The organism is Cupriavidus sp. BIC8F (genome assembly GCF_032465815.1).
Classification (GTDB): Bacteria; Pseudomonadota; Gammaproteobacteria; order Burkholderiales; family Burkholderiaceae; genus Cupriavidus; species Cupriavidus necator.
Window position 1 is genome coordinate 2,189,364 of the sequence record NZ_CP136095.1, and the last position, 23,595, is coordinate 2,212,958.

Consider the following 23,595-nt stretch of genomic DNA (forward strand, 5'->3'; position numbering starts at 1 on the left):
GGACTTCAGGTCACCGGCGCCGGGTTGAACAGCACCAGCGCATTGCGGATCTTCCAGTGCTCGGCCCATGACTTCTTGCCGCTGGCCACGGCCAGCAGCGTGTGGAACAGCTCCCAGCCCACTTCCTCGATGGTGGCCTCGCCGGTGGCAATGCGGCCGGCGTTGACATCCATCAGGTCATGCCAGCGCCGTGCCAGGTCGTTGCGGGTGGACACCTTGATCACCGGCACCTCGGCCAGCCCGTACGGCGTGCCGCGCCCGGTGGTGAACACGTGCAGGTTCATGCCGGCGGCCAGTTGCAGCGTGCCGCAGACAAAATCGCCCGCGGGCGTGGCGGCATAGATCAGCCCCTTCTGCGTGACCTTCTCGCCGGGGCCGGTGACGCCGTGGATCGGGCCCGTGCCTGACTTGACGATCGAGCCCATTGCCTTTTCCACGATGTTGGACAGGCCGCCCTTCTTGTTGCCCGGCGTGGTGTTGGCGCTGCGGTCGACCTTGCCCTGCTCCAGGTAGCGGTCATACCAGGCCATCTGCCGCACCAGCGCCTCGGCCACCTCTGGCGTGGCGGCGCGCGCGGTGAGCTGGTCGATGCCGTCGCGCACCTCGGTCACTTCGGAGAACATCACCGTGGCCCCGGCGCGCACCAGCAGGTCGGTGGCAAAGCCCACCGCGGGGTTGGCCGTGACGCCAGAGAAGGCATCGCTGCCGCCGCACTGCACGCCGACCATCAGGTCAGACGCCGGGCAGGTCTCGCGCCGGCGCGAGTCCAGCCGGGCCAGGTGCTTCTCTGCCGTGGCCATGATCGAATCGATCATCGAGGCAAAGCCCACGTGCTGCTCGTCCTGCAGGCAGACCACGTCGGGCTCGCCCTCCTTCTGGATCGGGATGGTGCCGGCGCCGATCAGGCGCGCCGGCTGCAGCTTCTCGCAACCCAGGCTGACGATCATCACCTCGCCGCCGAAATTGGGGTTCAGCGCGATATTGCGGATGGTGCGGATCGGGATGCCGGCATCGGGCGCGTCGATCGCCACGCCGCAGCCGTAGGTGTGCTCAAGGCCCACCACATCGTCCACATTGGGATACTTCGGCAGCAGTTCTTCCTTGATGCGCCGCACGGCAAACTCCACCACGCCCTCCACGCACTGCACCGTGGTGGTAATGCCCAGGATATTGCGCGTGCCGACCGAGCCGTCCGCATTGCGGTAGCCCTCGAAGGTATAGCCTTCCAGCGGCGGCAGCGGCGCCACGTGCGTGCCGACCGGCAGGTCGTGCAGTTCCGGCGCGGCCGGCATGCGGATCACGCGCTCATTGACCCAGCTGCCGCGCGGCAGGTCCTTCAGCGCGTAGCCAATCACCACGTTGTAGCGGATCACCGCGTCGCCCTCGCGCAGGTCGGCCAGGGCCACCTTGTGGCCCTGCGGCACGCCCTCGGCCAGCACCAGGCCGCAGGGGAATTCCGTTCCCGCCGGCAGGCCGCCGTCGTTGGCCACGATCGCAACGTTGTCGTTCGCGTGCATCGTGATGTACAGGGGGCGAGCCGCCTGTCCACCTGCCGTCGGGGTCATTGCCATGTCATCTCCAGCCTGGTGCGCGTCGCGCACCTTTAGTCTTACGTTGTCTGACAACATTCTACCTGCTTATGGTGATTTAAGGCCCCGGGAATTCCCTATCCCGCGTTACTATGGAACGGACATAAGGCACTTCCTCGATTATGTTGTACGACAACATATCATGAGCCAGCATTGCCCGCCCCAATAAGGCTGCCACCGCGCCGAAATCCTGCTGCACCGCAAAATGACCATTCCCCGCAATATGGCCTATAAGGATGCAACCGGTTTCATGCCACGAGAGCCGGACAGGAGACCTTCCGCGTGGCCACGCACATCGCGCAGCCACGCCGCACTGATACCCCATACACCGGCCGCTCCCTCGGCCACGCACACGACAGGAGGCATGACTCATGCGCTGGAAGCAACGTCCGCAAGGTTCCAACTGGGGTGACTTCGGCCCCGACGACCAGCTCGGCCGCATCAACCTGATCGGCCCGGAACAAGTCGTCAAAGGCGCGCGCGAGGTGCAGGCCGGCATCAGCTTCTGCCTGTCTTTGCCGCTGGACTACCCCGGCGGCAACAAGCTCAACCCGCGCCGGCATCCGCCGGTGCTGCGGCCCACCTTCCGCGACGACATCCCCTATGTGAACTTTCCGCTGGCCAAGATGGACCCGGCTGCCACCGACGTCATCAGCGACGACCAGGTGCTGCTGTGCCTGCAATACAGCACGCAATGGGATGCGCTGGCGCACGTGGGCGCGCTGTTCGACGCCGACGGCGACGGCCGCCCGGAGCGCGTCTACTACAACGGCTACCGCGCCAATGAGCATATCGTCGGCCCGGTGGACTATGCCGAGGACGACAACTTCGCCGCGCACCCTTGCGGCCACGACCACAGTGCCGCGCAGGCGCTGGGCATCGAGAACTTCGCGGTCAAGGGCATGCAGGGCCGCGGCGTGCTGGTGGACCTGGCGCACACCTTCGGCATGGATTTCCGCAATGTCGGCTACGACGACCTGATGCACGCACTGGACGCCGGCAAGGTGGAAGTCGAACGCGGCGACATGCTGCTGCTGCGCACCGGCTTTGCCGAGGTGGTGCTGTCGATGCAGCGCAACCCCGATGAAGCCGTGCTGCACCACAGCTGCTGCGCGCTGGACGGCCGCGACGAGCGCCTGCTGAACTGGATCACCGATGCCGGCATCGCCGCGCTGATCGCCGACAACTACGCGGTGGAACGCTACCCCGCCCGCCCCGCGCCCGATGGCGACAAGCGCCACCCGCTGCTGCCGCTGCACCACCACTGCCTGTTCAAGCTGGGCCTGCCGCTGGGTGAGCTGTGGTACCTGCGTGAACTGGCGGACTGGCTGCGCGCCAACGGCCGTACGCGCTTCCAGCTCACCGCCCCGCCGCTGCGCCTGCCCGGCGCAGTGGGCTCGCCGGTGACGCCGATCGCCACGGTATAAGCCAACAACAATAAATCAGGGAGACACCATGAACCATCGCCACGCGATCCGCCGTATTGCCGCCAGCGCCCTCGCCTTCGCCGCGGCGCTTGCCTGCGGCACCGCCCAGGCCCAGCCCAGGGCCGCCGTCTCTGACGATGTCGTCAAGATCGGCATGCTGCTCGACATGAGCGGCCTGTATGCCGACGTCACCGGCCGCGGCAGCGCCACCGCCGCGCAGATGGCCATCGACGATTTCGGCGGCAAGGTGCTGGGCAAGAAGATCGAGCTGGTGGTGGTCGATCACCAGAACAAGGCCGACATCGCCGCCAACAAGGCGCGCGAATGGTTCGACACCGCCAATGTCGACGCCATCCTCGACGTGGCCGCGTCGGCGCCGGCGCTGGCGGTGCTTGAGGTTGCAAGACAGAAGAACCGCATCGTGGTGTTCTCCGGCCCGGGCACCGAGCGCATCACCAACGACCTGTGCACGCCGGTGTCAGTGCACTACGCCTACGACACCTACGCGCTGGCCAACACCACCGCGCGCGCGATGGTGCAGCGCGGCGGCAAGTCCTGGTTCTTCCTGACGGCGGACTACGCCTTCGGCCACACGCTGCAGGACTCGGCCACCGCGGTCATCAACGAGACCGGCGGCAAGGTGCTTGGCGCCGCGCGCCACCCGCTGGCCACCAGCGACTTCGCCTCTTACCTGTTGCAGGCGCAGGCCAGCAAGGCACAGGTGGTGGGCCTGGCCAATGCCGGCGGCGATACCGTCAACGCAATCAAGGCCGCCTCTGAATTCGGCCTGACCCGCAACAACACGCAGCGCATGGCGGGCCTGCTGCTCTATATCAATGACATCCACGCCATCGGCCTGAAGACGGCCTCCGGGCTGGTGCTGACCGAGGCCTTCTACTGGGACATGAACGACGCCACCCGTGCCTGGTCGCGCCGCTATTTCGACAAGCTGAAGAAGATGCCTAACATGAGCCAGGCAGGTGCGTATTCATCGGTGACGCACTACCTGAAGGCCGTGCAGGCAGCGGGCACCGACGAGACCGAGGCGGTGATGAAAAAGATGAAGGCCATGCCCATCAACGATTTTTTCGCCAAGAACGGCCGCATCCGCGAAGACGGCCGCATGGTCCACGACATGTATCTGTTCGAGGTCAAGACACCGGCCGAGTCCAAGTACCCATGGGACTACTACAAGCTGCTGGCCACGGTGCCGGGCGAGCAGGCGTTCATGCCGGTGTCGAAGTCGCAGTGTTCGCTGGTCAGGCGCTGATGGCGGCGCCGATAGGGATAAGCGATGTATGAGGCGCGGAGCGGAGGTTTCTGACAAACACAAATCATAGTTTGTATTCAATAGATACAAACTATATTGTGTATTACCGGAAAACAACCTATGCTTTGTATATCGTAAATACAGTCTATGAATTGTATGACCGACTATACTCTGCGTACTCCCGAGCAGCTTCCCACCCTCTTGCAAGCGTTCCGCAAGGATGCCGGACTGACTCAGGCCCAGGTGGCAAGCCGCCTGGGCGTCACACAGCAGACGTTGTCCGCGCTTGAGCGCAACGCCGAAGCGGTGAGTACTGGCCGGTTGATGCGTCTGCTGGCGATTCTGGGCGTGGAACTGGTGCTGCGCAAAGATGGTCAGGACCCGGCAACATCAGGGGCCTCTTCTGGCGCGCCGTCCGACCAACCCTGGTGATGCAATGGGACGTCGCTCGCATACTCGGGCCCAGGGCCTGTGGATGAACGGTGCCCATGTCGGGACCTGGCAAGTGACTCCGCGCCGGGGCGATACCCTGGTGTATTCGCCGGAATGGGTCTCCTCCGCGCAGGGCCGCCCCCTGTCGCTGTCGTTGCCGTTCACCCCTGGGAACGCGCCTCTGCGTGGCGAGAAGGTCCGGTCGTACTTTGACAACCTGCTGCCAGATAGCCTGACCATCCGGCAGCGAATCGCGCGCCGGTTCCAGGCCAGGAACACCGAAGCCTTTGACTTGCTGGCGCAGATCGGCCGCGACTGCGTCGGGGCCCTGCAAATTCTCCCGCATGGAGCCGTCCCTGTGGGAGTCCAGCGCGTGGAGGCGCAACCCCTCAGCGAGCAGGAGGTCGCACAGATCCTGCGCGCGACCGTCGCGCCCCCGCCACTTGGCGGCGTCCCTGACGATGACGAAGACTTCCGGATCTCTATCGCTGGCGCTCAGGAGAAGACTGCCTTCCTGCTGAATGACGGCCAGTGGTGCCGGCCGCACGGCGCAACGCCAACCACCCACATCTTCAAGCTGCCGATGGGGTTGGTGGGCAACATGAAACTCGACCTGACCGAGTCGGTGGAAAACGAGTGGCTCTGCTCCCTGATCCTGAAGGCCTACGGATTGCCCGTGGCGAACTGCGAGCCGTTGCGCTTTGAGGATCAAAAGGTGCTCTGTGTGGAACGGTTTGACCGGCGCTGGTGGGAGCGTGGGGGCCGATGGCTCATCCGTGTCCCCCAGGAAGATATGTGTCAGGCGACGGGCACGCCGCCACACCTGAAGTACGAATCAGACGGCGGCCCAGGGGTCAGCCAGATCATGGGGCTGCTGGACGGCTCCATGCATCGCGATGCCGACCGGCTGCAATTCTTCCAGGCCCAGGTCCTGTTCTGGATGCTGTGCGCGACCGACGGCCACGCCAAGAACTTCAGCCTGTTCCTGCGCCCTGGTGGCACCTATGCGCTGACCCCGCTGTACGACGTGATGTCGGCCTACCCTCTGCTTGGCGAAGGGCCTGGAAAGCTCTCGCCGCACAGTGCCAGGATGGCCATGGCTGTGCGCTCGAAGAACGCACACTGGAGGATGCGCGACATCCTGCGCCGGCATTGGCTGGGCGTGGGCCAACGCCTCGGCATTGTCACGCCCGACGGCAAGGATGCAAGTTTCGTCGTTGACGACCTGATTGCCCGCACGCCGGGGGTCGTACATGCGGTGCGCGCTCAACTGCCTGAAGACTTTCCCCCCGGGCTTGCGGACAGCATTCTGAATGGCCTTCAGGCTGCGGCGAAGAAATTGGCCGGATAAGCCCAGGCCAGCGTTTGGTCTGCCGCTACGCCTAATCCCTGGTCAGGTTTTCCAGCCACAGGCTCATCAACCCGGCCCGGCCCCTGACGCCGAATTTCCGGAAGATGCCGGTCACATAGGAATGGGTCGTGGAAACCGCCAGGCCGAGGCGCTGGGCAATCTGCTTTTCCGATGCGTCGGTCAACAGCAGCCGCAAGACCTTCTGCTCGTGGGGCGCCAACGGAACCGAAGAAAGGGCCAGCCCAAGGTCAAGAATGCTCTCCTTCTTCAGCGCAGTGACATCGCGGGCAACCCCGACGCGCAGCCGTTCCGACTGGAGCCATCCGGCGGACCACATGATATGGACGGCACTGCCGTCCTTGTGGCGATAGCGGTTTTCAAAACCGATCCGCTTCTTTCCCGACATGACCTGCTTGGCCTCGGCAATGGTCCGGTCCCGGTCGGCGGGCATGACCAGATCGATGATGAACTCGCCCGCCATATCCCTCGGCGTATAGCCAAAAATGCCCTCGCACGCTGCGCTGACATACTGGATGCGGCCGCCTGTGTCGACCAGGAATACGGCGTCCAGCAGTTGGTCGGCAAACGCAGTGATGTCTTTTCCGATCTCGATACTCATGGCAGTCCAGACCCCCGATACTGGCGCTTTTACTGGCGCCTTGATTGGCCCCTTCGCCCGGATTTCACCCGAACGCGGGTCAACGTGAAGACTAGACCACGCGCCAGCGCATGTACAGTGTTGGCATCGATAAAACCGTGCGAGGTTCGCCAGCCGGAAGGCCTTTAACGGCGCCACTCATGCCAGCGCGCCGTCAAAGGCACCCTGCTGATTAGCAGGCTATGACTTTTGCACGGTTTCGATACCATCATGGCCATCATTTGCCCGGTCTTCGGCCAAATAGCAATGGCCCCGCCGGGGGCTTCCAAAGCCGTAGTCAACGAGAGTCGGGGCAAATGAGCCAAGCCTCAGCATTGCCTACCCCTTTCGAGGGGGGAGTCGAGCTCAGGAGGGGAGCGGCCCGGCCCGCTGACGGAGGTGGCAGTGGCCTCTGTCAGCGGGGACCGTGCAACGCTGCGGCAATGCCCCGGGACGTACCTGTCCGGCGGCGTCCCTACCCCCTCATTGGATCTGCGCAATCCGCAGCAGGTTGGTGGTTCCCGCCACCAGGAACGGCAGCCCGGCAGAGATGACGATGGACTGTCCGGCTTCCCCGAACCCCTCCGCCACCACAGTGCGGCTGGCCAGATCGGTCATCTCCGGCACATCCAGCACCTCGTGGCAGAGCACCGCATGCACGCCCCAGGTGAGCGTCAGCCGCCTCGCCGTCGCCATGCGGGGTGTCATGCCGAGGATGGGCACCTGCGGCCGCTCGCGCGCCATGCGCAGCGCCGAGTAGCCCGAGCTGGTATAGGCGACCGTCGCCGGCACCCTGAGCAACCCCACGATATGCCGCACCGCGTAACCGATGGCATCAGCCGCTTCCGCGCGCGGCGGGGTGTGGGATGCCTCGATGGCGTCGCGGTACAGCGGGTCGGATTCAGTGCGGGAGATAATGCTGTTCATCATTCGCACCGCCTCCACCGGATACCGGCCGGAAGCCGACTCGGCCGACAGCATGACCGCGTCGGCACCGTCGTAGATCGCCGTCGCCACGTCTGACGCTTCCGCACGGGTAGGCACGGGGGCGGCAATCATCGATTCAAGCATTTGCGTGGCAACGATGACCGGCTTGCCGGCCTTGCGGCATGCGCGGACGATCTGCTTCTGCAGCGACGGCACCTGCTCGGCGGGCATCTCCACGCCCAGGTCGCCGCGCGCCACCATGATGGCATCGGCCTCGGCGACGATCAGGTCCAGGCTCTGGATGGCGGCAGGCTTCTCCAGCTTGGCCACGATGCCGGCGCGGCCGTTGACGATTGCCTTGATCTCCCGGATGTCCTCCGGCCGCTGCACGAAAGACAGCGCGATCCAGTCCGCACCCAGCGCCAGCCCGAAGTCTAGGTCGCGCCGGTCCTTCTCGGTCATGGCCGACAGCGGCAGCACCGCGTCCGGCACGTTCACCCCCTTCCGGTCCGAGAGCGTGCCGCCGTTGACGACCGTGGTCTCGGCGAAGTCGGCGCCGCACTGCCCGACGCGCAACCGGATCTTGCCGTCGTCCAGCAGCAGCTCCACGCCCTCGCTCAGGGCGGCGAAGATCTCCGGGTGCGGCAGGCAGACCCGGCTGGCCGAGCCGGGCGCCGCACTGTCCAAGTCCATCTGGAAGCCGGCCCCCGCGGCAAGTTGCACCGGGCCGTCGGCGAAGGTGCCGATGCGCAGCTTCGGACCCTGCAGGTCGAGCAGCACGCCGATCGGGCGGCCCCGTTCGCGCTCCACGGCGCGGATCGCTTCGAACCGTTGCCGGTGGTCGTCGTGGGTGCCGTGGCTGAAGTTGAGCCGGAAGACATCGGCGCCGGCCTCGAACAGCGCGTCGATGAGCTCGGGGGTGCTACTCGCGGGGCCGAGCGTGGCCACGATCTTGGCGTTGCGAAGGCGTCTCATGCCATTGCTCCATGTCAGCGCGCGACGGGCGCCGCGCGTAAATCGTTCACCCTGGTCAGGTGTTCTGCACGACGATGCTCGGAAACTTGCTGGTCATGTCACGCGCCTTGTCGGCGACCTTGATCGCCACCTTGCGCGCGATGGCGCGGTACGTCTCTGCCACCGGGCTGTCGGGCTCGGCCACCACGGTCGGACGGCCGGAGTCGGCCTGCTCGCGGATCTGCAGGTTCAGCGGCAGGCTGCCGAGCAGGTCCACGCCGTAGTCGGCGCACATCTTCTCGCCGCCGCCGTGCCCGAAGATATGCTCGACATGGCCGCAGTTCGGGCAACAGTAGACTGCCATGTTCTCGACGATGCCGAGGATGGGAATGCCCACCTTCTCGAACATCTTCAGGCCCTTCCTGGCGTCCAGCAGCGCGATGTCCTGCGGCGTGGTGACGATCACCGCGCCGGTGACCGGCACCTTCTGCGACAGCGTCAGCTGGACGTCGCCGGTGCCCGGCGGCATGTCGACGATCAGGTAGTCCAGGTCGTGCCAGTTGGTCTGGCGCAGCAGCTGCTCCAGCGCCGAGGTCACCATCGGGCCGCGCCATACCATCGGGTTGTCCTGCTCGATCAGGAAGCCGATCGAGTTGGCCTGCAGGCCGTGGCCTTCCAGCGGCTCCATGGTCTGGCCGTCGGCGGATTCCGGGCGGCCGTCGATGCCCAGCATCATCGGCAGGCTCGGGCCATAGATGTCTGCGTCGAGCATGCCGACGCGCGCGCCCTCTGCCGCCAGCGCCAGCGCCAGGTTCACGGCCGTGGTGGACTTGCCCACCCCGCCCTTGCCCGACGCCACCGCGATCACGTTCTTCACGCCCGGCAGCAGCTTGACCCCGCGCTGCACCGCGTGCGCGACGATCTTCATGGTCACGGCCACGCTGACATTGCTCACGCCCGGCACTTGCCGCACTGCAGCCACCACCAGCTTGCGGATCGGATCAAACTGGCTCTTCGCGGGGTAGCCGAGTTCGACTTCCAGCGAGACATCGCCGCCGTCGACACGGATGTTCCTGGCCGAGCGGGTGGACACCAGGTCCTTGCCCGTATTGGGGTCGATGACGGTGCGCAGGGCTTCGGTGACCTGCTCAGTGCTGACGCTCAAGACAAACTCCGCTGCTGGTGAATGTAGGAAGGCAGTCGTCGCCTGTCAAAGCAACTCCAGCCAACGACTGTCCGTGCGCACCAGATGCCGGCCACGGTCGAAGCGCGTATAGCCAACACGGTCAAAGAACTCCAGGACCTGAACCGCACGTTTTCGTCCGAGTCCGGTGGCATTGCGAAATGCCCCGGCGACGACCGTGCCGGCGTTCCTGCTGGCGTCGACAGCGGCGAGCAAGGCCAGCTCGCGAATCGCCTCCGGATCGTAGAAGAGGTCGTGCACGACCTGAAACGTCTCGCCATGACGCGCAAGCTTGCGCATCAGTTGCCGCACCCTGTCCTCCGGCACGCCATGCGCGCTCGCCAGCTCGCGCACCCATGGCGGATCGAAGCGCCCCGCTTTCATGTCCTGCTGCAATGTCGCGGCAAGCGAGCGATCCGCATCGTCGAGCGTCACGGTGTGCTCGGGCAGGTGCAGCCAGGGGCCGTCCCTCACGATCTGGCCGCGCGCGCAGGCGTCATCGACGATCGCACTCCACAACGCGTCTTGCGCGAGCGGTGCGGCGATCCTGCGCAAACGCGCCACCTCCGGGCCGAGTACATCCGGCGAGCGCCGGTGGAATTGCTGCAGCGCAGTGGTCAATCGCCCCGCCAGCGCCCGCCACGCCGCGCTGGACACCAGCAAGGCATCGTCGCCCGGAAGTTCGATCACGCGCGTGTCCCGCGGCAGTTCGATGGCCGCCGCCGGCATGCCGCTCAGCCGCTCCAGCAGCGCGCGCGACAGCCCGTTTGGCGCCTGCTCGAGCAATGTGTCAACCGAACCGGTGTCAAGCATGGCCTGCATCGCGTCTAGCCACGCCAGCCGCGCCGGGGAACGGCGCTTGCGCGCGGGCGCGAACGGATCCAGTACTTCACCGCCGCCGATGGTGCGGCTGGCCTGCGCGTTCCGCACGACAAAGGGATCGCCAGGCAGCGCGCACACCGGCCGCTCAAACACCAGCTGCACGCGCGCGCGCTGGCCGGGGGCAAGCGTCGGGCCATCGAGCAGCGCGACATGCGCCACCTGGTGCTGCGTGCCCAGGTGAACGTGCATGGGCGCCCAGTGCTCCAGCGCAGGGGCGTCTGGCAACAGGGTCAGCATCACATCGATGCGCTCCGACGCCTGTGCCAGGCGCACATCGACCACCCAGTCACCACGGTCGATCGCGCCACGGTCGATGCCGGCCAGGTTCAGCGCGCAGCGCTGCCCCGCCCGCCCGGCAGCAGCAGGACGATTCTGCGCATGGATGCCGCTCACGCGCACAGACTCGTTCTTCGGTGCGAGCAACACCCTGTCGCCGACATGGATGCGCCCGGACACCACGGTTCCGGTCACGATCGTCCCTTGTCCGGCAAGCGTGAAGACCCGGTCAACCGCAAGGCGGAACAGCCCGTCGTCGCGCCTGGTGCGCGACGCAGCCGCGGCCGCGTGCAAGTGCCGCTTCAACGCATTCACACCCGGATCGTCGGCGCGCATTGCGCAGGTTTCAAAAACCGGTGCATCTTCCAGCATGCTGCCGCGCCGGAACGACGCAATCTCCTCGCGCACCTGCCGCAGCCGCGCGTCATCCACGCGATCGACCTTGGTCAGCGCAATCGCTCCGCGCCGGATGCCGAGCAGTTGCACAATCGCCAGGTGCTCGCGCGTTTGCGGCATCACGCCGGCATCGGCGGCCACCACGAGCAGCGCGAAGTCAATACCGCATGCGCCCGCGGCCATGGTGTGAATCAGCTCCTGGTGGCCCGGGACATCGACCAGGCCGAGCACGTTGCCGTTCTCGAGCGGCACGTACGCATAGCCAGGCTCGATCGAGACCTCGCGCGCCTTCTTTTCCTTCAGGCGGTCGGTATCCATGCCCGACAGCGCCCTGACCAGGCTGGTCTTGCCGTGATCGATATGTCCTGCCGTGCCGACGATCATGGCTGCGTCAGGTAGCCCGGCAACCTGACGCGCCGCAGGCCATCAGGCACTGTCGCCGGAATATCCTCGTCGTGAACATGCATGGTCTCCTGTCCCTGTTCGAATGGCCGATGAGGCTTGCTCAAGCGTGCACTGATACCGCCGCGCTTAGGGTTCCTGCATCGTTGGAGACAAGATAATTGCCTGGCCACTTAAGGTAAATTCAGCGATTCTTTGCGTGCCTATAAGCGATGCCTTAAGTGACAAACTGGATGGACAGATTGACCCGAGACCTGGCTCAGCATGGACATCTTGTCCATCGCGCAGGCCCCGCAGCGCTTGCAGCGTGCCGGAACCGTCCGACTGCCCAAGGATGCCAACGCAGGCATGGGCCTTGCTCACGAACGCGTTGTCACCGCGCCAGGAGAGATCCAAAGGCCAGAGGCACCACATAATTCGTGTAGGCTTATGCATTGAATTCCCATTCGTTCCCCCGCGAACCGTATCGGCTTACACAACATGAAGAACCCGATGCCTACCTATGCCCCCGAACCGCAAGCCGTTTCCGGCACAGTCACCCGCAGCGCCATATTCATCGTGGCGACGCTCACCGACGGCGACGACCACGCCGACACCGTCCGCGCGTGGTGTGCCGACGTTGCCGCCGTCGTGCGCGCGGTCGGCCATCGCGTGCCGTCAGGCAACCTGTCCTGTGTCTGCGGCTTCGGCTCCGACGCGTGGGACAGGCTGTTCGGCAAGCCCCGCCCCGCGGCGCTGCATCCGTTCCGGGAGTTCGGCACCGGCGATCGCGTCGCCGTCGCCACGCCGGGTGACCTGCTGTTGCACATCCGTGCCGATTCGATGGACCTCTGCTTCGAGCTTGCCACGCAACTGCTCGGCAAGCTTGGCGATGCGATCCAGGTTGTCGACGAGGTGCACGGCTTTCGCAACTTCGACATGCGCGCGATGATCGGCTTTGTCGATGGCACGGAGAATCCGGCCGGACGCGAGGCGGTCGATTTCACGGTGATCGGCAATGAAGATGCCGAGTTTGCAGGTGGCAGCTACGTCATCGTGCAGAAGTATCTGCACAATATGACGGGGTGGAATGCCCTTCCCGTGGAGACACAGGAACTGATCATCGGACGCAAGAAGCTGTCCGACATCGAACTGGACGAAGAGATCAAGCCTTCGTCATCGCACAGTTCGCTGACAACGCTGGTCGAGAACGGGCAAGAGGTGAAGATCCTGCGTGACAACATGCCGTTCGGGCGCCCGGGCGCGGGCGAGTTCGGCACCTACTTCATCGGCTACGCCCGTTCGCCCGCGCCGATCGAGAAGATGCTCGAGAACATGTTCGTCGGATTGCCGCCCGGCAATTACGACCGGCTGCTCGACTTCAGCAAGGCAGTCACCGGCAGCCTGTTCTTTGTCCCGTCGGCCGACCTGCTTGAAGGGCTTGCCGATCGCGAAGCCCCTGCTGCCACGCCGGATATCGCGCCGCGCTTCGCCAGGTTGCCTGAAGCTCGCTAGGTTGCCGATCACGCCCCGGATCCTGTCGTCTGCTGCTCGAACGCGGCCTCCGCCCGAAGACTCGCCAGGTCGCGCCCGACCGTGGCGACCGCAAGCCGCTTGTCCTTGCTCCAGTAGGTCACCGTACAGTCATGCGCGGCGGGATCGCCGTCGACTTCAAGGCGATCCCATTGCTCCGCATGGCCCACGTAGTTGATGGCCACATCGTAGTGCTGGGTCCAGAAGAATGGCACTGCCGCAAAGCGTTGCCGCTGTCCCAGGATGTTTCGCGCTGCCACCACGCCCTGGCGCTCGGCGACCACCCAGTGTTCGACGCGGATACGCTGGCCCGTTCCCGGGTCAGGCCAGCGCGCAATATCGCCCGCGGCATAGATGCCAGGTTCGCTCGTCTGGAGAAATTCATCGACCGCCACGCCCTTGTCCAGCGCGAGGCCGGCGTCCTGCGCCAGCGCCACGTCGGGGCGAACGCCAATCCCGGCCACGACCAGATCGGCAGCCAGCTCCGCGCCGGTCGACAATTTCACCCGATCCGGCTGAATCTCCGCCACCGTGGCCCCGAGATGGAACGTTACCCCGTGCGATTCATGAAGCGCCTTGATCATGCCGCCGAGCTCCGCACCCAGGACCCGCTCCATCGGATGCGCTTCGGGCGCGACAACATGCACTTCAAGGCCTCGCGTTCGCAGCGCCGCCGCGACTTCCATCCCGATAAAGCTTGCGCCCACCACGACGCATCGGCGTGCCGTGCCGAGACGCGCGATCAACGCGTCGCAGTCGGCCAGCGTACGGAGCACGCCCACGTGCGGCAACGATGCGCCAGGAACGTCGAGCCGTATCGGCACGGCACCGACGGCAAGCAGAAGCGCGCCGTAGCTCACGTTGCTGCCATCCGAGAGCGTCACGGACTTTTGCGCGGGGCTGAGCTTGACGACACGGTTGTCGGAGCGCACGTCGATGTTGTGATCCGCGTAGAACGTCGGTGGCCGCATTGGCAGCCAGTCCGCGTTTGCCGTCCCGGCGAGGTAGTCTTTCGACAGATTCGGCCGGTCGTACGGCAGTGAGCGATCGGCGCTCAACAGCGTGACGGGGCCGCTATAGCCTTCCCGCCTCAGGGTTTCGACCGCGGCAGTCCCGGCGGCGCCGCCGCCGATGATCACCACGGATTCAGGGAGTCGGGCGGCGGCAAGTCTCGGTGGCCGCACCGCCGGCAGCGCTTCGCGGACGAAGGCCTTCCCGTCTTGCTGTTCCACGCGCCAGCATTTCAGATCGTCCTGGGCGGGCGGCCCCATGACCTCGCCGGTACGAAGACTGAAGCAGGCGTGATGCCATGGACATCGGATCGTGTCGCCGACCAGCAGGCCGTCCGCCAGTGGCGCGCCATAGTGGGTACAGGTCGCACCAACGGCAAACAACGCATCGGCCCGACGCACGAGCAAGACCGGTTCGCCGCCAACCTGCCCTGTCAACATGCCCCCTTCAGCGATATCAGCCAGCGGCACCCCCTGGGCGAGATCGGGTTCATCCGTGGACGAAGAGCGTTCGGTCATGGCGTCTCTCCTTGCCGGTCATGGCACAGGGCCATTATCAACCCCGATGCCGTCAAATGAAAGGCGCATGCAGCGTTACAAACTGCGCGACGGCACGGATATGATTCACGCATGACCAGCCTCCTTTCCTGACGAAGGGTCACCCGGATGACTGCCCTATGAACAGACCCGCCCGCTTCGCTATCGGCAAGCGCATTGCACCCGCACGCTTTCTGCTGTGCGGCGCCATATTGATCGTTGCGACCTTCGCCGCGGGTGCGCTCGGCGCAGAGCCACGTATTGCGCTGCTGATCGGCTTCGATCTCGCGGCCCTTGTCTTCCTTGGCGCCGCGCTGCCGCTGTTGCGCGCCGATGCTGCTGCCATGCGGCATACAGCGGAACACAACGATGCCAACCGCACCGCGCTGCTCACGATCACCGTGCTGCTCTCGATGGTGATCCTGGTTGCGATCGGGACGCTGATCGCGCGCCCCGAGACACCGCACTGGGCCGACATCGCGCTGATCGTCGCCACGCTCATCCTGTCCTGGCTTTTTGCCAACACCGTTTTCACGCTGCACTATGCGCATCTCTACTATCTCCAGACCGCCACCGGCGACCAGGGCGGGCTGCAGGTGCCGGGCGTGAAGGACCCCAGCTATTGGGACTTCCTCTATTTCAGCTTCACGCTGGGCATGACTTTCCAGACGTCTGACGTGACCATCGCCGGCGCCCACATGCGCCGGGTGGTCCTGGGCCACTGCGTGGCCGCGTTTCTGTTCAACATGGGGATTCTGGCGTTCACCGTGAACGCCCTGGGTGGCTTGTAGTCAACTTGGCCACGCGACCAAAGTGTTCCTGGACAAACTCCTTGCATCCCGCCGGATACTGTATATATTTACAGTAACTGTATGGATGAACAGTAGGAGTCCCGTCCATGGAACACCTGATCCGTGTGCAAAACGACTATGACCGCCAGGTGCTGGCCTGGCTGCGCGGGCGCATCGGCGATGCCGCGCTGCAGACCGCGGCACTGCGCCTGGGCGGCGAGCGCAAGCCTTACCTGTCAACGATCTGCCGCAGCCTGGGCATCCGTCCGCCCAGCCGGCGCCAGTTCGCGGCCGAGGCGGCGCGCTTGCACCGCGCGGTGGGCGATACCTACCTGGCCCGTATCCGCGAAATCCTTGGCCAGTCACCTGCCGAAGCTGCGCTGCGCCAGTAAGCAGTTGCCGATCACCGGCCACGCCGGCACCGCCGGGCTCGCGCCGGCCGTATCATGAAGCCCCGTTGCCGTCACACGGCACGGGGCTTTTTTCATCCCTAGCCAAGGCCGATATGAGCGAACACCGCATCCCTACCGCCGCCCTGCACCAGTGGGTGGCCGATCTCTGGCTTGCCGCGGGCAGCAGCGCGCAAGAGGCGCGCCTGACGGCCGACCACCTGGTCGGCGCCAACCTGAGCGGGCATGACTCGCACGGCGTCGGCATGATCCCGCGCTATGTGCTGGCCTGGCGGGCCGACGAGCTGCAGTTGAACCAGCAGGCCAGCGTGCTGCACGATGCCGGCAGCATGCTGAGCCTGGACGGCAACCGCGGCATGGGCCAGGCGGTGACGGCGCAGGCCATGGACATGGCCATCGGCCGCGCGCGCGAGCATGGCGTCTGCGTGATGGGCCTGCGGCAGTCGCACCACCTGGGGCGCGTGGGCCACTGGGCCGAGCAGGCCACCGCCGCCGGCATGATCTCGATCCACTTCGTCAACGTGCTGTCCAAGCCCATCGTGGCGCCGCACGGCGGCTACGATGCGCGCTACGGCACCAACCCGTTCACCATCGGCGTGCCGGTGGCGGGCGAGCCGCCGCTGGTGCTGGACTTCGCCACCAGCGCGATTGCGCTGGGCAAGGTGCGCGTGGCCCACAACAAGGGCGTGCCGGTGGCGCCCGGCTGCCTGCTGGACGCGCGCGGCGAGCCCACCGCCGATCCTGCCGTGTGTACCCCGACGGCGGCGCGCCGCAAGGCGCGCTGCGGACCTTTGGCGAGCACAAGGGCCATGTGCTGGCCGTGATGTGCGAGCTGCTGGGCGCCGCGGTCACCGGCGGCCACACCATCCGCCCTGAAACGCTGCGGCATGAGCACGCGGTCTGGAACAACATGCTGGCGATCGTGTTCGATCCCGCGCGCCTGGGCACCAGCACATCGTTCGGGCATGAGGTGGCGGCGTTCGCCGAGTGGATGAAGGCCTCGCGGCTACAGCCGGGGCAGGATGGCATCCGCCTGCCGGGCGAGCCCGAACGGGCCTGGCGCGCCGCCCGCGCCACCCATGTCCCGGTTGACGCCGGCACGCTGGCGCAGCTGGACGATGCCGCCGCGCGGGTGGCGGCCGCGCGCGCCAGCGCGCAGCCTGCGCCGGGGCCGCTGTCTGCGCTGGCTTGCGACTGACTATCATCAGAGATGAACCCGGCGTCGTGCGCGACGCACGGCCGGCCTGGCGCCTGACCACTACCGGACACTGACATGAGCAAGATCGGCTTTATCGGACTTGGCGTGATGGGCAAGCCCATGGTGCAGCACCTTGTCGACGGCGGGCATACCGTGTTCGCCCATACCCGCAGCGGCGTGCCGCAGGACCTGCAGGATGCCGGCGTGAAAGCCTGCGCCAGCGCCGAGGAGGTGGCAAAGCAGTCGGAAACCATCATCCTGATGCTGCCTGACACGCCCGACGTGGAGCGGGTGCTGTTTGGCGAGAAGGGGGTCGCTGACGGCCTTGCCGACACGGCAGGCGGCGTCACCGTGATCGACATGAGCTCGATCTCGCCGATCGCCACGCGCGAGTTCGCGCGCTGCATCGAGGCGCTCGGCGCCGACTATGTCGATGCGCCGGTCTCCGGCGGCGAGGTCGGGGCCAAGGCGGGCACGCTGTCGATCATGGCCGGCGGCAAGCAGGAAGTGTTCGACCGCGTGCTGCCGATCCTGCAGCTGATGGGCAAGAACATCACGCGCGTGGGCGAGGCCGGCGACGGCCAGGTGGCCAAGGTGGCCAACCAGGTGATCGTGGCGCTGACCATCGAGGCGGTCAGCGAAGCGCTGGTGCTGGCCGCCCGCGCCGGCGCCGATCCCGCGCGCGTGCGCGAGGCGCTGATGGGCGGCTTTGCCAGCTCGCGCATCCTGGAAGTGCATGGCGAACGCATGATCAAGCGCACCTTCGACCCGGGCTTTCGCATCGCGCTGCACCAGAAGGACCTGGACCTGGCGCTGTCCACCGCGCGCCAGCTCGGCGTGGGTCTGCCCAGCACGGCGTCGTGCCAGCAGCTGTTCAATGTCTGCAGCGGGCTGGGCGGCGCGGGCTGGGATCATTCCGCGCTGGTCAGGGCGATCGAGCACCTGTCCTCGTTCGCCATCGGCGACGAGCCGCCCGCAGCCTGAACCACGCAGCCGCCACCGCCGCCCCGCCGCATGCCGCGCGCGAACACCGTGGTGCTGACCGCACTGGCGATGCTCGCCTTTGCCGGCAATTCGCTGCTGTGCCGGCTCGCGCTTAAAGGCACCACCATCGACGCGGCCAGCTTTACGCTGGCCCGCGTCGCCGCGGCGGCGCTGGTGCTGTGGGTCATCGTCGCGGCGCGGCACCAGTTGGTGCGCACGGTCGTGGCGCAGCGGCTGCCGCCGGTGCAGGGCAACTGGATCTCCGCGCTTGCGCTGTTCTGCTATGCCGCGGCCTTTTCCTTCGCCTATGTGCGTCTCACCGCGGGGACCGGCGCACTGCTGCTGTTCGGGGCGGTGCAGGCCACCATGACCGGCTATGGCCTCTATGCCGGCGAGCCCATGCGCGCGCAGCAATGGTTCGGCCTGGCCCTGGCGCTGGCCGGGCTGGTGTGGCTGTTGCTGCCGGGGCTGGCCGCGCCGCCGCTGCTGTCCTCGCTGCTAATGATCGCGGCCGGCATCGCGTGGGGCGTTTATTCGCTGCGCGGCAGGCGCGCCGCGGATCCGGCCTCTACCACCGCGGGCAATTTCCTGCGCGCGGTGCCGATGGCGCTGGCGCTGGGTGCGGTGATGCAGGCGCAGCGTTCACTGGACAGCGCGGGCCTGGCCTATGCGCTGTTGTCCGGCGCCATCACCTCCGGGCTGGGCTATGTCATCTGGTATGCCGTGGTGCCTCGGCTGAAGGCCGCCACCGCCGCCACCGTGCAACTGAGCGTGCCGGTCATTACGGCGGCGGGCGGCATCGCGCTGCTCGGTGAAGCGCTGAGCCTGCGGCTGGCATTGAGCGCGGCCGCGGTGCTGGGCGGCATTGCGCTGGTGATTGCAGGCAAGCGCGCCTAGCTGCCGGCAAACCCGCCCGCATGGAACACCAGCGGCGCACCTGGCGTCGAGCCATAGGCCACCACCTCCACGACAAAGATCACGTGGTCGCCGACCACGCGCACCGAGCGGTGCCGGCAGATGAAATGCGCCAGCGTGCCGTCGATCAGCACCGTGCCGCATGGCCCGGGGCGGCAATCGACGCCTGCAAAGCGGTCACCACTGCGCGCGGCAAAGCGCCGGCACAATGCCTGCTGGCCACTGCCCAGCACGTTGATCGCGTGGCACGGTGCCGCGCGCAGCGCCGCCAGGCTGCCGGAGCTGCGTGCCAGGCACCACAGCAGCAACGGCGGTGCGAGCGACACCGAGGTAAAGGCGTTGATCGTGACGCCGACAGGCTGGCCGTCGGCGTCCGCGGCCGTGACGATGGTGACGCCCGTGGCAAACTGCCCCAGCGCGTCGCGCAAGGCCCGCCGCGCCGCGCCATCGTGGCTGATGGCGCGGGCCGAGTCGTCCTGGCCGCTGTCGTTGCAGGCTTGCGTGGCATACGGCAGCGGCGCCAGGGCGGGCATCATTGCGCGGCAGGCCGCACCTCGCCGGGCGGCGCGTCGATATCCAGCCCCAGTGCCATGCGCCCTGCGTACTCCTGCTGCGCACCGGCCTGCAGCGGATGGAAGCGCGCGCCCTGCGCATCGCGAAAGCGCCGCTCCAGCCCGGCATCGCGATAGAAGCCCGCGCCGCCGGCCAGGTCCATCGCCCCCTCGACCGTCGCCAGCACCGCGCGCGCAGCCAGCGTGCGGGCGCACATGATGCGGTTGGTGGTGACCGCACCCGGCGCCTGCCCCGACGCCGCCGCGAACATCGCATCCAGCGCCAGCTGCGCGGCATCGGCCTCGTTGCACAGGCGCCCGGCGGCTTCCACCGCATGCGCGCTCAGGCGCCGCTGGCGCGCCAGCTGCAGCGCGATATCGCGCGCGGCCTCGGCCACGCCGACGTAGACCGCATAGATCAGCGGCAGCGCGATCATCGCCACCGTATGCATCATCGGATGCCACACGCCTTGCGGGCGGCGTGCGCCGATGGCGGTATCCGGCACCAGCACGCCTTCCAGCAGCACATCGTGCGAGCCGGTCCCCCGCATGCCGAGCGTGTGCCAGTTCGACAGCACGCGTACGCCCGGCGACTTCATCGGCAGCGCGAAATGCAGCACGGTGGGCCCGGTCTCCGGATCGTCATGGACGGCGCAGGTCATGAACAGGTCCGCCGCCGGCGCGCCGCTGGCGAAGATCTTGCGCGCATCCACGCGAAAGCCGCCATCCACGCGCGTAGCCTTGCCGCTGCCTTGCAGCCAGTCCGAACCGCCGCTGCCCAGCAGCACCATCTGCTCGCCCGCCACGCGCTTGAGCAGCCCCTCCACCGGCGCTTGCTGATTGCGCCAGCGCCACACGGCCGTGGCCACCGGGTGGGTGTGCATGGCAAAGGCCAGCGCGGTCGATCCGCAGTACTTGCCCAGCTCGCGCAGCACCGCGCCCAGCTCCTGGTGCGAGAGCCCGGCGCCGCCCAGTTCCTGCGGCACGGCCGCGGCAAAGAAGCGGTGCGCGCGCAGGTCGTCGTAGTTGGCGCTGACGAACTGCCCGCTGGCATCGATCTCTGGCGCGCGTGCGTCGAAGGTGCGGCCCAGGGTCGCGGCCAGGCCAAGCCAGTCGGCCTGAGCGCCTGCGCTGGCATCCGCTGCGGAAAGGGTTTCCATGGTGTTGTCTCCGGCTTGTCTGATACGTGCGCTGCGGCGTTGTATGGCGCCAGGCACGGTGCTAGTATCGGAGCCCGGTCCCCTCGCCCATATGATCGGGCGTCCGGCTTTCTTGCGCGAAACACCGGATCTGGAGGAATGTGACCATGGATGCCTTGTCCGACCTCTTGCGCGCCGTGCAGCTCAGCGGCGCCGTGTTCCTGAACGGCGAGTTCAAGTCGCCGTGGTGCCTGATCAGTGAAGCGGATGCTGAATTGCGCGCCGCCTTCCTGCCCCGAGCCGACCGCGTCGTCTCCTACCACCTGATTACCGAAGGCACCTGCTGGGCGCGCCTGGTCGACGGCACCGGCGCGGGCGTGCGCGTGGACACCGGCGAACTGCTGGTGGTGCCGCAGGGCGAACCGCACGTGCTGGGCAGCGACCTGCGCCTGCAGCCACTGCCATCCGCTCCGCTGGTGTATGACATGCTGCGCAACAGCCCGGGCGAGGTCATGCGCGTGTCCTACGGCGGCGGCGGCGAGACCACGCGCATGGTGTGCGGCTTCCTGGGGTTCGACGACACCATGGGCAATCCCTTGCTGACGTCGCTGCCGCGGCTGTTCAAGGTAGGACTCGGCAGCGGGCTGGAATCGGCATGGCTAGCATCGGCGCTGGCCTTTGCCACCTCGGAAGCGGCGGAACCGCGCGCGGGCACCGCCACGGTGCTGGCCAAGCTGTCCGAGCTGTTGTTCGTGCAGGCAGTGCGGCGCTGCATCGACACCCTGCCTGACAATGAAAGCGGCTGGCTTGCCGCCCTGCGCGACCGCTATGTGGGGCGGGCGCTGTCGCGCGTGCACGCGCGGCCCGCCTATCCGTGGACGGTCGATGAGCTGGCGGGCAACGTGGGCCTGTCGCGCTCCGCGCTGGCGCAGCGCTTTACCGACCTGCTGGGGCAGCCACCGATGCAGTACCTGGCGCACTGGCGGCTGCGCTCCGCGGCCGCCGAGCTGCGCAGCGGCAACCGTTCCATCAGCGAGGTCGCGGGCGCGGTCGGCTACGACTCGGAGGCCGCGTTCAGCCGCGCATTCAAGCGCGAGTTCGGCCTGCCGCCCGCCAGCTGGCGCCGCAACCACATCGACGCTGGGCAGGCTCCGGCGGCGGCCGCACATTGAAATTCACCTTGGCAATGACAACGGCCCGCGTCACCAGGCGCGGGCCGTTGTCATTGCCAGGGCGGCAGGCAGCGGGACTTACATCTTCTGCTTGGTGCTTTCCGCCGCGCCCTGCACCTTCTCGCCGCCGCGCTCGATATCCTTGCCTGCGCCGGCCATGGTGTTGCAACCCGTGATCAGCAATACGCCGGCGAGGGTAAACAGTGCAAATAGCTTTCTCATGACGATCTCCTTGCTTCGTGTGGATGCGGCATGCGCCGCCAGGATGGAGTGGATCGGAATGACTTGACCGGGCAGCCGCTTGCCCGACCGGCAATTGGATCGTAGCAATGCACCGCAGCGCGAAAAGTCGGCTTTCGTCCTACCGGGATGTCAGCCGACGGCGCGTCGGGCCGTCACCGCGTGCGCGCTTGTAGGACAGCGACGGATACCCTGCGGCGGCGCCATCGCTTAAAAGTCAACAGTCAAGTCCAAGCCCTCCGGAGAACACCATGACGTCACGCAGCATCCACGTGCTTCCCGCCGCAACCGACAACACCGAATACGCCGGCGACGGCGCATGGGCGCTCACCATCGAAGGCCTGGAGAACGGTGGCGACGACACCGCGCTGCATTTCCCGACCCAGGAAGCCGCGATTGCGGCCGGCTGGATGCGCGCGCGCGAGGATGGCGTGCCGTTGTGCATCCACGGCCGCGACGGCCTGGTGCGCGAGCGCAAGATCTATTGCCGGGACGCACGCGGCACCGCCCGCATCGGCTACTGAGCACTCCGGCCACCGTCAGCGGCCGGCCCCATCCCCTGCATCCCCGGGGCCAGCGGCCAACGCGGGCACAACAGTCCATTGCGGGCAACACATTGAGTGAAATCAATGTGTTACGCCTCCGTTCGTGAAAGCTGCGGGTCCGTCACCGATACTGGAATCAAGGCAGCACGCCATGATCCAGAACCAACCGAGACCCCCCATGCGCCTGTTCCTCAGGTACCGCCCGCTGGACATCTATCCCGACCCGATCGACGCCAGGGTTGCCGAACTGCACGAGCTGGCCGAAGACGTCCATGCCAGGCACGCGCGCAAGTGGCGCCAGCACGGCACGATGCTGACCCCGCGCGACGGCGCGGATCGCAGATTTCCGGCCGGCGACCCGGAAACGCGGCATTAGGTTAGGAAAAAATCCTCTCTGCGCTCGGAAATGTGAACAAGTGTCATATCCGGTTGGCAAGGATATGACCCCTGCGAAAGAATGGGTACCGTACGCGGCAGGCTCGATTGGCGAGCCCACCGCTGCACCCTTTTCCTGACGCAGCGAAATGAATCGAACCACCCGGGAATGCGTGATGGCGTTGATTGCCAGCCTGCGTGCCAAGGGGCCCATGCCCCGGCACCAGCTTGCCGCCGCCAGCCGCCTGAACGCCGCGGAACTGACGCGTGCGCTGAAGTCCGCCCGCCAGATGGGCGTGGTGGCCTACGCCGGCGAGCCTGAATCGCCGGCCGAGGCCGATACCCCGCTAATGCTGACCGGCCGGCCCTTGCCGCCGCCGCGGCGCGTGGCGCCGGCACCGCGCGAAAGCAAGCCGCATTTCGAGCCGCTGCTGGATGTCTGGGGCATTGCCCGCCCCACCGCGCTGCGGCGCGGCCATCCGTCGTAGCG

General features: G+C 66.7%; 22 protein-coding genes and 1 pseudogene. 14 read left to right on the plus strand and 9 right to left on the minus strand.

Features of this window, described 5'->3' with window-relative positions; all coding sequences use genetic code 11:
- Positions 1-5 precede the first annotated feature (5 nt).
- Positions 6-1,571, minus strand: coding sequence for a galactarate dehydratase (gene garD, locus RS901_RS30105; RefSeq protein WP_316154159.1), 1,566 nt, complete (start codon positions 1,569-1,571; stop codon positions 6-8).
- A gap of 389 nt (positions 1,572-1,960) precedes the next feature.
- Here garD and RS901_RS30110 point away from each other — a divergent pair, with 389 nt between their 5' ends.
- The 4 genes from RS901_RS30110 to RS901_RS30125 all read left to right on the plus strand — a co-directional run bounded on the left by RS901_RS30110 (position 1,961) and on the right by RS901_RS30125 (position 6,069).
- Positions 1,961-3,016: a cyclase family protein gene (locus RS901_RS30110; RefSeq protein ID WP_316154160.1), complete on the plus strand. Its 1,056-nt coding sequence runs from the start codon at positions 1,961-1,963 to the stop codon at positions 3,014-3,016.
- Between the two features lie 28 nt (positions 3,017-3,044).
- Entirely contained in the window at positions 3,045-4,286 is a 1,242-nt protein-coding gene (locus tag RS901_RS30115; protein WP_316154161.1) for an ABC transporter substrate-binding protein, read from the plus strand.
- A 156-nt stretch (positions 4,287-4,442) separates the two neighbouring features.
- Complete coding sequence (locus RS901_RS30120; protein ID WP_316154162.1) at positions 4,443-4,718, plus strand: helix-turn-helix transcriptional regulator; 276 nt, start codon at positions 4,443-4,445, stop codon at positions 4,716-4,718.
- A gap of 4 nt (positions 4,719-4,722) precedes the next feature.
- Complete coding sequence (locus tag RS901_RS30125) at positions 4,723-6,069, plus strand: type II toxin-antitoxin system HipA family toxin (RefSeq protein WP_316154163.1); 1,347 nt, start codon at positions 4,723-4,725, stop codon at positions 6,067-6,069.
- A 31-nt stretch (positions 6,070-6,100) separates the two neighbouring features.
- On the opposite strand, the gene RS901_RS30130 is transcribed toward RS901_RS30125, so the two are convergent.
- The 4 genes from RS901_RS30130 to selB form a co-directional block, all read right to left on the minus strand.
- Positions 6,101-6,688, minus strand: coding sequence for a PAS domain S-box protein (locus tag RS901_RS30130; RefSeq protein ID WP_316154164.1), 588 nt, complete (start codon positions 6,686-6,688; stop codon positions 6,101-6,103).
- 501 nt (positions 6,689-7,189) lie between these two features.
- Positions 7,190-8,608, minus strand: a complete 1,419-nt coding sequence (pyk, locus tag RS901_RS30135; protein ID WP_316154165.1) for a pyruvate kinase — start codon at positions 8,606-8,608, stop codon at positions 7,190-7,192.
- Positions 8,609-8,663: 55 nt separating this feature from the next.
- Positions 8,664-9,752, minus strand: a complete 1,089-nt coding sequence (gene apbC, locus RS901_RS30140) for an iron-sulfur cluster carrier protein ApbC (RefSeq protein WP_316154166.1) — start codon at positions 9,750-9,752, stop codon at positions 8,664-8,666.
- Positions 9,753-9,797: 45 nt separating this feature from the next.
- The gene (gene selB / locus RS901_RS30145; protein ID WP_316154167.1) at positions 9,798-11,708 is read right to left on the minus strand and encodes a selenocysteine-specific translation elongation factor; all 1,911 of its coding nucleotides are present in this window, start codon (positions 11,706-11,708) and stop codon (positions 9,798-9,800) included.
- 510 nt (positions 11,709-12,218) lie between these two features.
- Here selB and RS901_RS30150 point away from each other — a divergent pair.
- Positions 12,219-13,220, plus strand: a complete 1,002-nt coding sequence (locus tag RS901_RS30150; protein WP_316154168.1) for a Dyp-type peroxidase — start codon at positions 12,219-12,221, stop codon at positions 13,218-13,220.
- A gap of 8 nt (positions 13,221-13,228) precedes the next feature.
- Here the strand turns inward: RS901_RS30150 and RS901_RS30155 are convergent, their stop codons facing one another.
- Entirely contained in the window at positions 13,229-14,767 is a 1,539-nt protein-coding gene (locus RS901_RS30155) for an FAD-dependent oxidoreductase (RefSeq protein ID WP_316154169.1), read from the minus strand.
- A gap of 158 nt (positions 14,768-14,925) precedes the next feature.
- Here RS901_RS30155 and RS901_RS30160 point away from each other — a divergent pair, with 158 nt between their 5' ends.
- The 5 genes and pseudogenes from RS901_RS30160 (at position 14,926) to RS901_RS30180 (ending at position 19,065) form a co-directional block, all read left to right on the plus strand.
- Positions 14,926-15,576 carry a DUF1345 domain-containing protein gene (locus RS901_RS30160; RefSeq protein ID WP_316154170.1) on the plus strand — a complete coding sequence of 217 codons (651 nt, stop codon included), beginning with the start codon at positions 14,926-14,928 and terminating at the stop codon, positions 15,574-15,576.
- A gap of 107 nt (positions 15,577-15,683) precedes the next feature.
- Complete coding sequence (locus tag RS901_RS30165) at positions 15,684-15,968, plus strand: hypothetical protein (protein WP_316154171.1); 285 nt, start codon at positions 15,684-15,686, stop codon at positions 15,966-15,968.
- A gap of 113 nt (positions 15,969-16,081) precedes the next feature.
- A pseudogene (locus tag RS901_RS30170) lies at positions 16,082-17,184 on the plus strand (malate/lactate/ureidoglycolate dehydrogenase).
- 75 nt (positions 17,185-17,259) lie between these two features.
- The gene (locus RS901_RS30175) at positions 17,260-18,168 is read left to right on the plus strand and encodes a 2-hydroxy-3-oxopropionate reductase (RefSeq protein WP_316154172.1); all 909 of its coding nucleotides are present in this window, start codon (positions 17,260-17,262) and stop codon (positions 18,166-18,168) included.
- 30 nt (positions 18,169-18,198) lie between these two features.
- Positions 18,199-19,065 (plus strand): DMT family transporter, encoded by an 867-nt coding sequence (locus RS901_RS30180; protein ID WP_316154173.1) that lies wholly within the window; start codon positions 18,199-18,201, stop codon positions 19,063-19,065.
- Here RS901_RS30180 and RS901_RS30185 read toward each other — a convergent pair.
- Positions 19,062-19,619 carry a flavin reductase family protein gene (locus RS901_RS30185; RefSeq protein ID WP_316154174.1) on the minus strand — a complete coding sequence of 186 codons (558 nt, stop codon included), beginning with the start codon at positions 19,617-19,619 and terminating at the stop codon, positions 19,062-19,064. The two genes, RS901_RS30180 and RS901_RS30185, sit on opposite strands and share 4 nt — an antisense overlap.
- The gene (locus RS901_RS30190) at positions 19,616-20,794 is read right to left on the minus strand and encodes an acyl-CoA dehydrogenase family protein (protein ID WP_316154175.1); all 1,179 of its coding nucleotides are present in this window, start codon (positions 20,792-20,794) and stop codon (positions 19,616-19,618) included. The genes RS901_RS30185 and RS901_RS30190 overlap by 4 nt, the downstream gene beginning before the upstream one ends.
- A 146-nt stretch (positions 20,795-20,940) precedes the next feature.
- On the opposite strand from RS901_RS30190, the gene RS901_RS30195 reads away from it, so the two are divergent.
- A complete protein-coding gene (locus tag RS901_RS30195) occupies positions 20,941-21,945 on the plus strand; it encodes an AraC family transcriptional regulator (RefSeq protein WP_316154176.1) in 1,005 nt (334 codons plus the stop codon).
- Between the two features lie 78 nt (positions 21,946-22,023).
- On the opposite strand, the gene RS901_RS30200 is transcribed toward RS901_RS30195, so the two are convergent.
- Positions 22,024-22,167, minus strand: a complete 144-nt coding sequence (locus tag RS901_RS30200; RefSeq protein ID WP_316154177.1) for an entericidin A/B family lipoprotein — start codon at positions 22,165-22,167, stop codon at positions 22,024-22,026.
- A gap of 269 nt (positions 22,168-22,436) precedes the next feature.
- On the opposite strand from RS901_RS30200, the gene RS901_RS30205 reads away from it, so the two are divergent.
- From RS901_RS30205 to RS901_RS30215, 3 genes are all read left to right on the plus strand, one after another.
- Complete coding sequence (locus RS901_RS30205) at positions 22,437-22,709, plus strand: DUF2188 domain-containing protein (RefSeq protein WP_316154179.1); 273 nt, start codon at positions 22,437-22,439, stop codon at positions 22,707-22,709.
- Positions 22,710-22,908: 199 nt separating this feature from the next.
- Positions 22,909-23,106, plus strand: a complete 198-nt coding sequence (locus RS901_RS30210; protein WP_316154180.1) for a hypothetical protein — start codon at positions 22,909-22,911, stop codon at positions 23,104-23,106.
- A 148-nt stretch (positions 23,107-23,254) separates the two neighbouring features.
- Complete coding sequence (locus RS901_RS30215) at positions 23,255-23,593, plus strand: hypothetical protein (protein WP_316154181.1); 339 nt, start codon at positions 23,255-23,257, stop codon at positions 23,591-23,593.
- Positions 23,594-23,595: the final 2 nt, after the last annotated feature.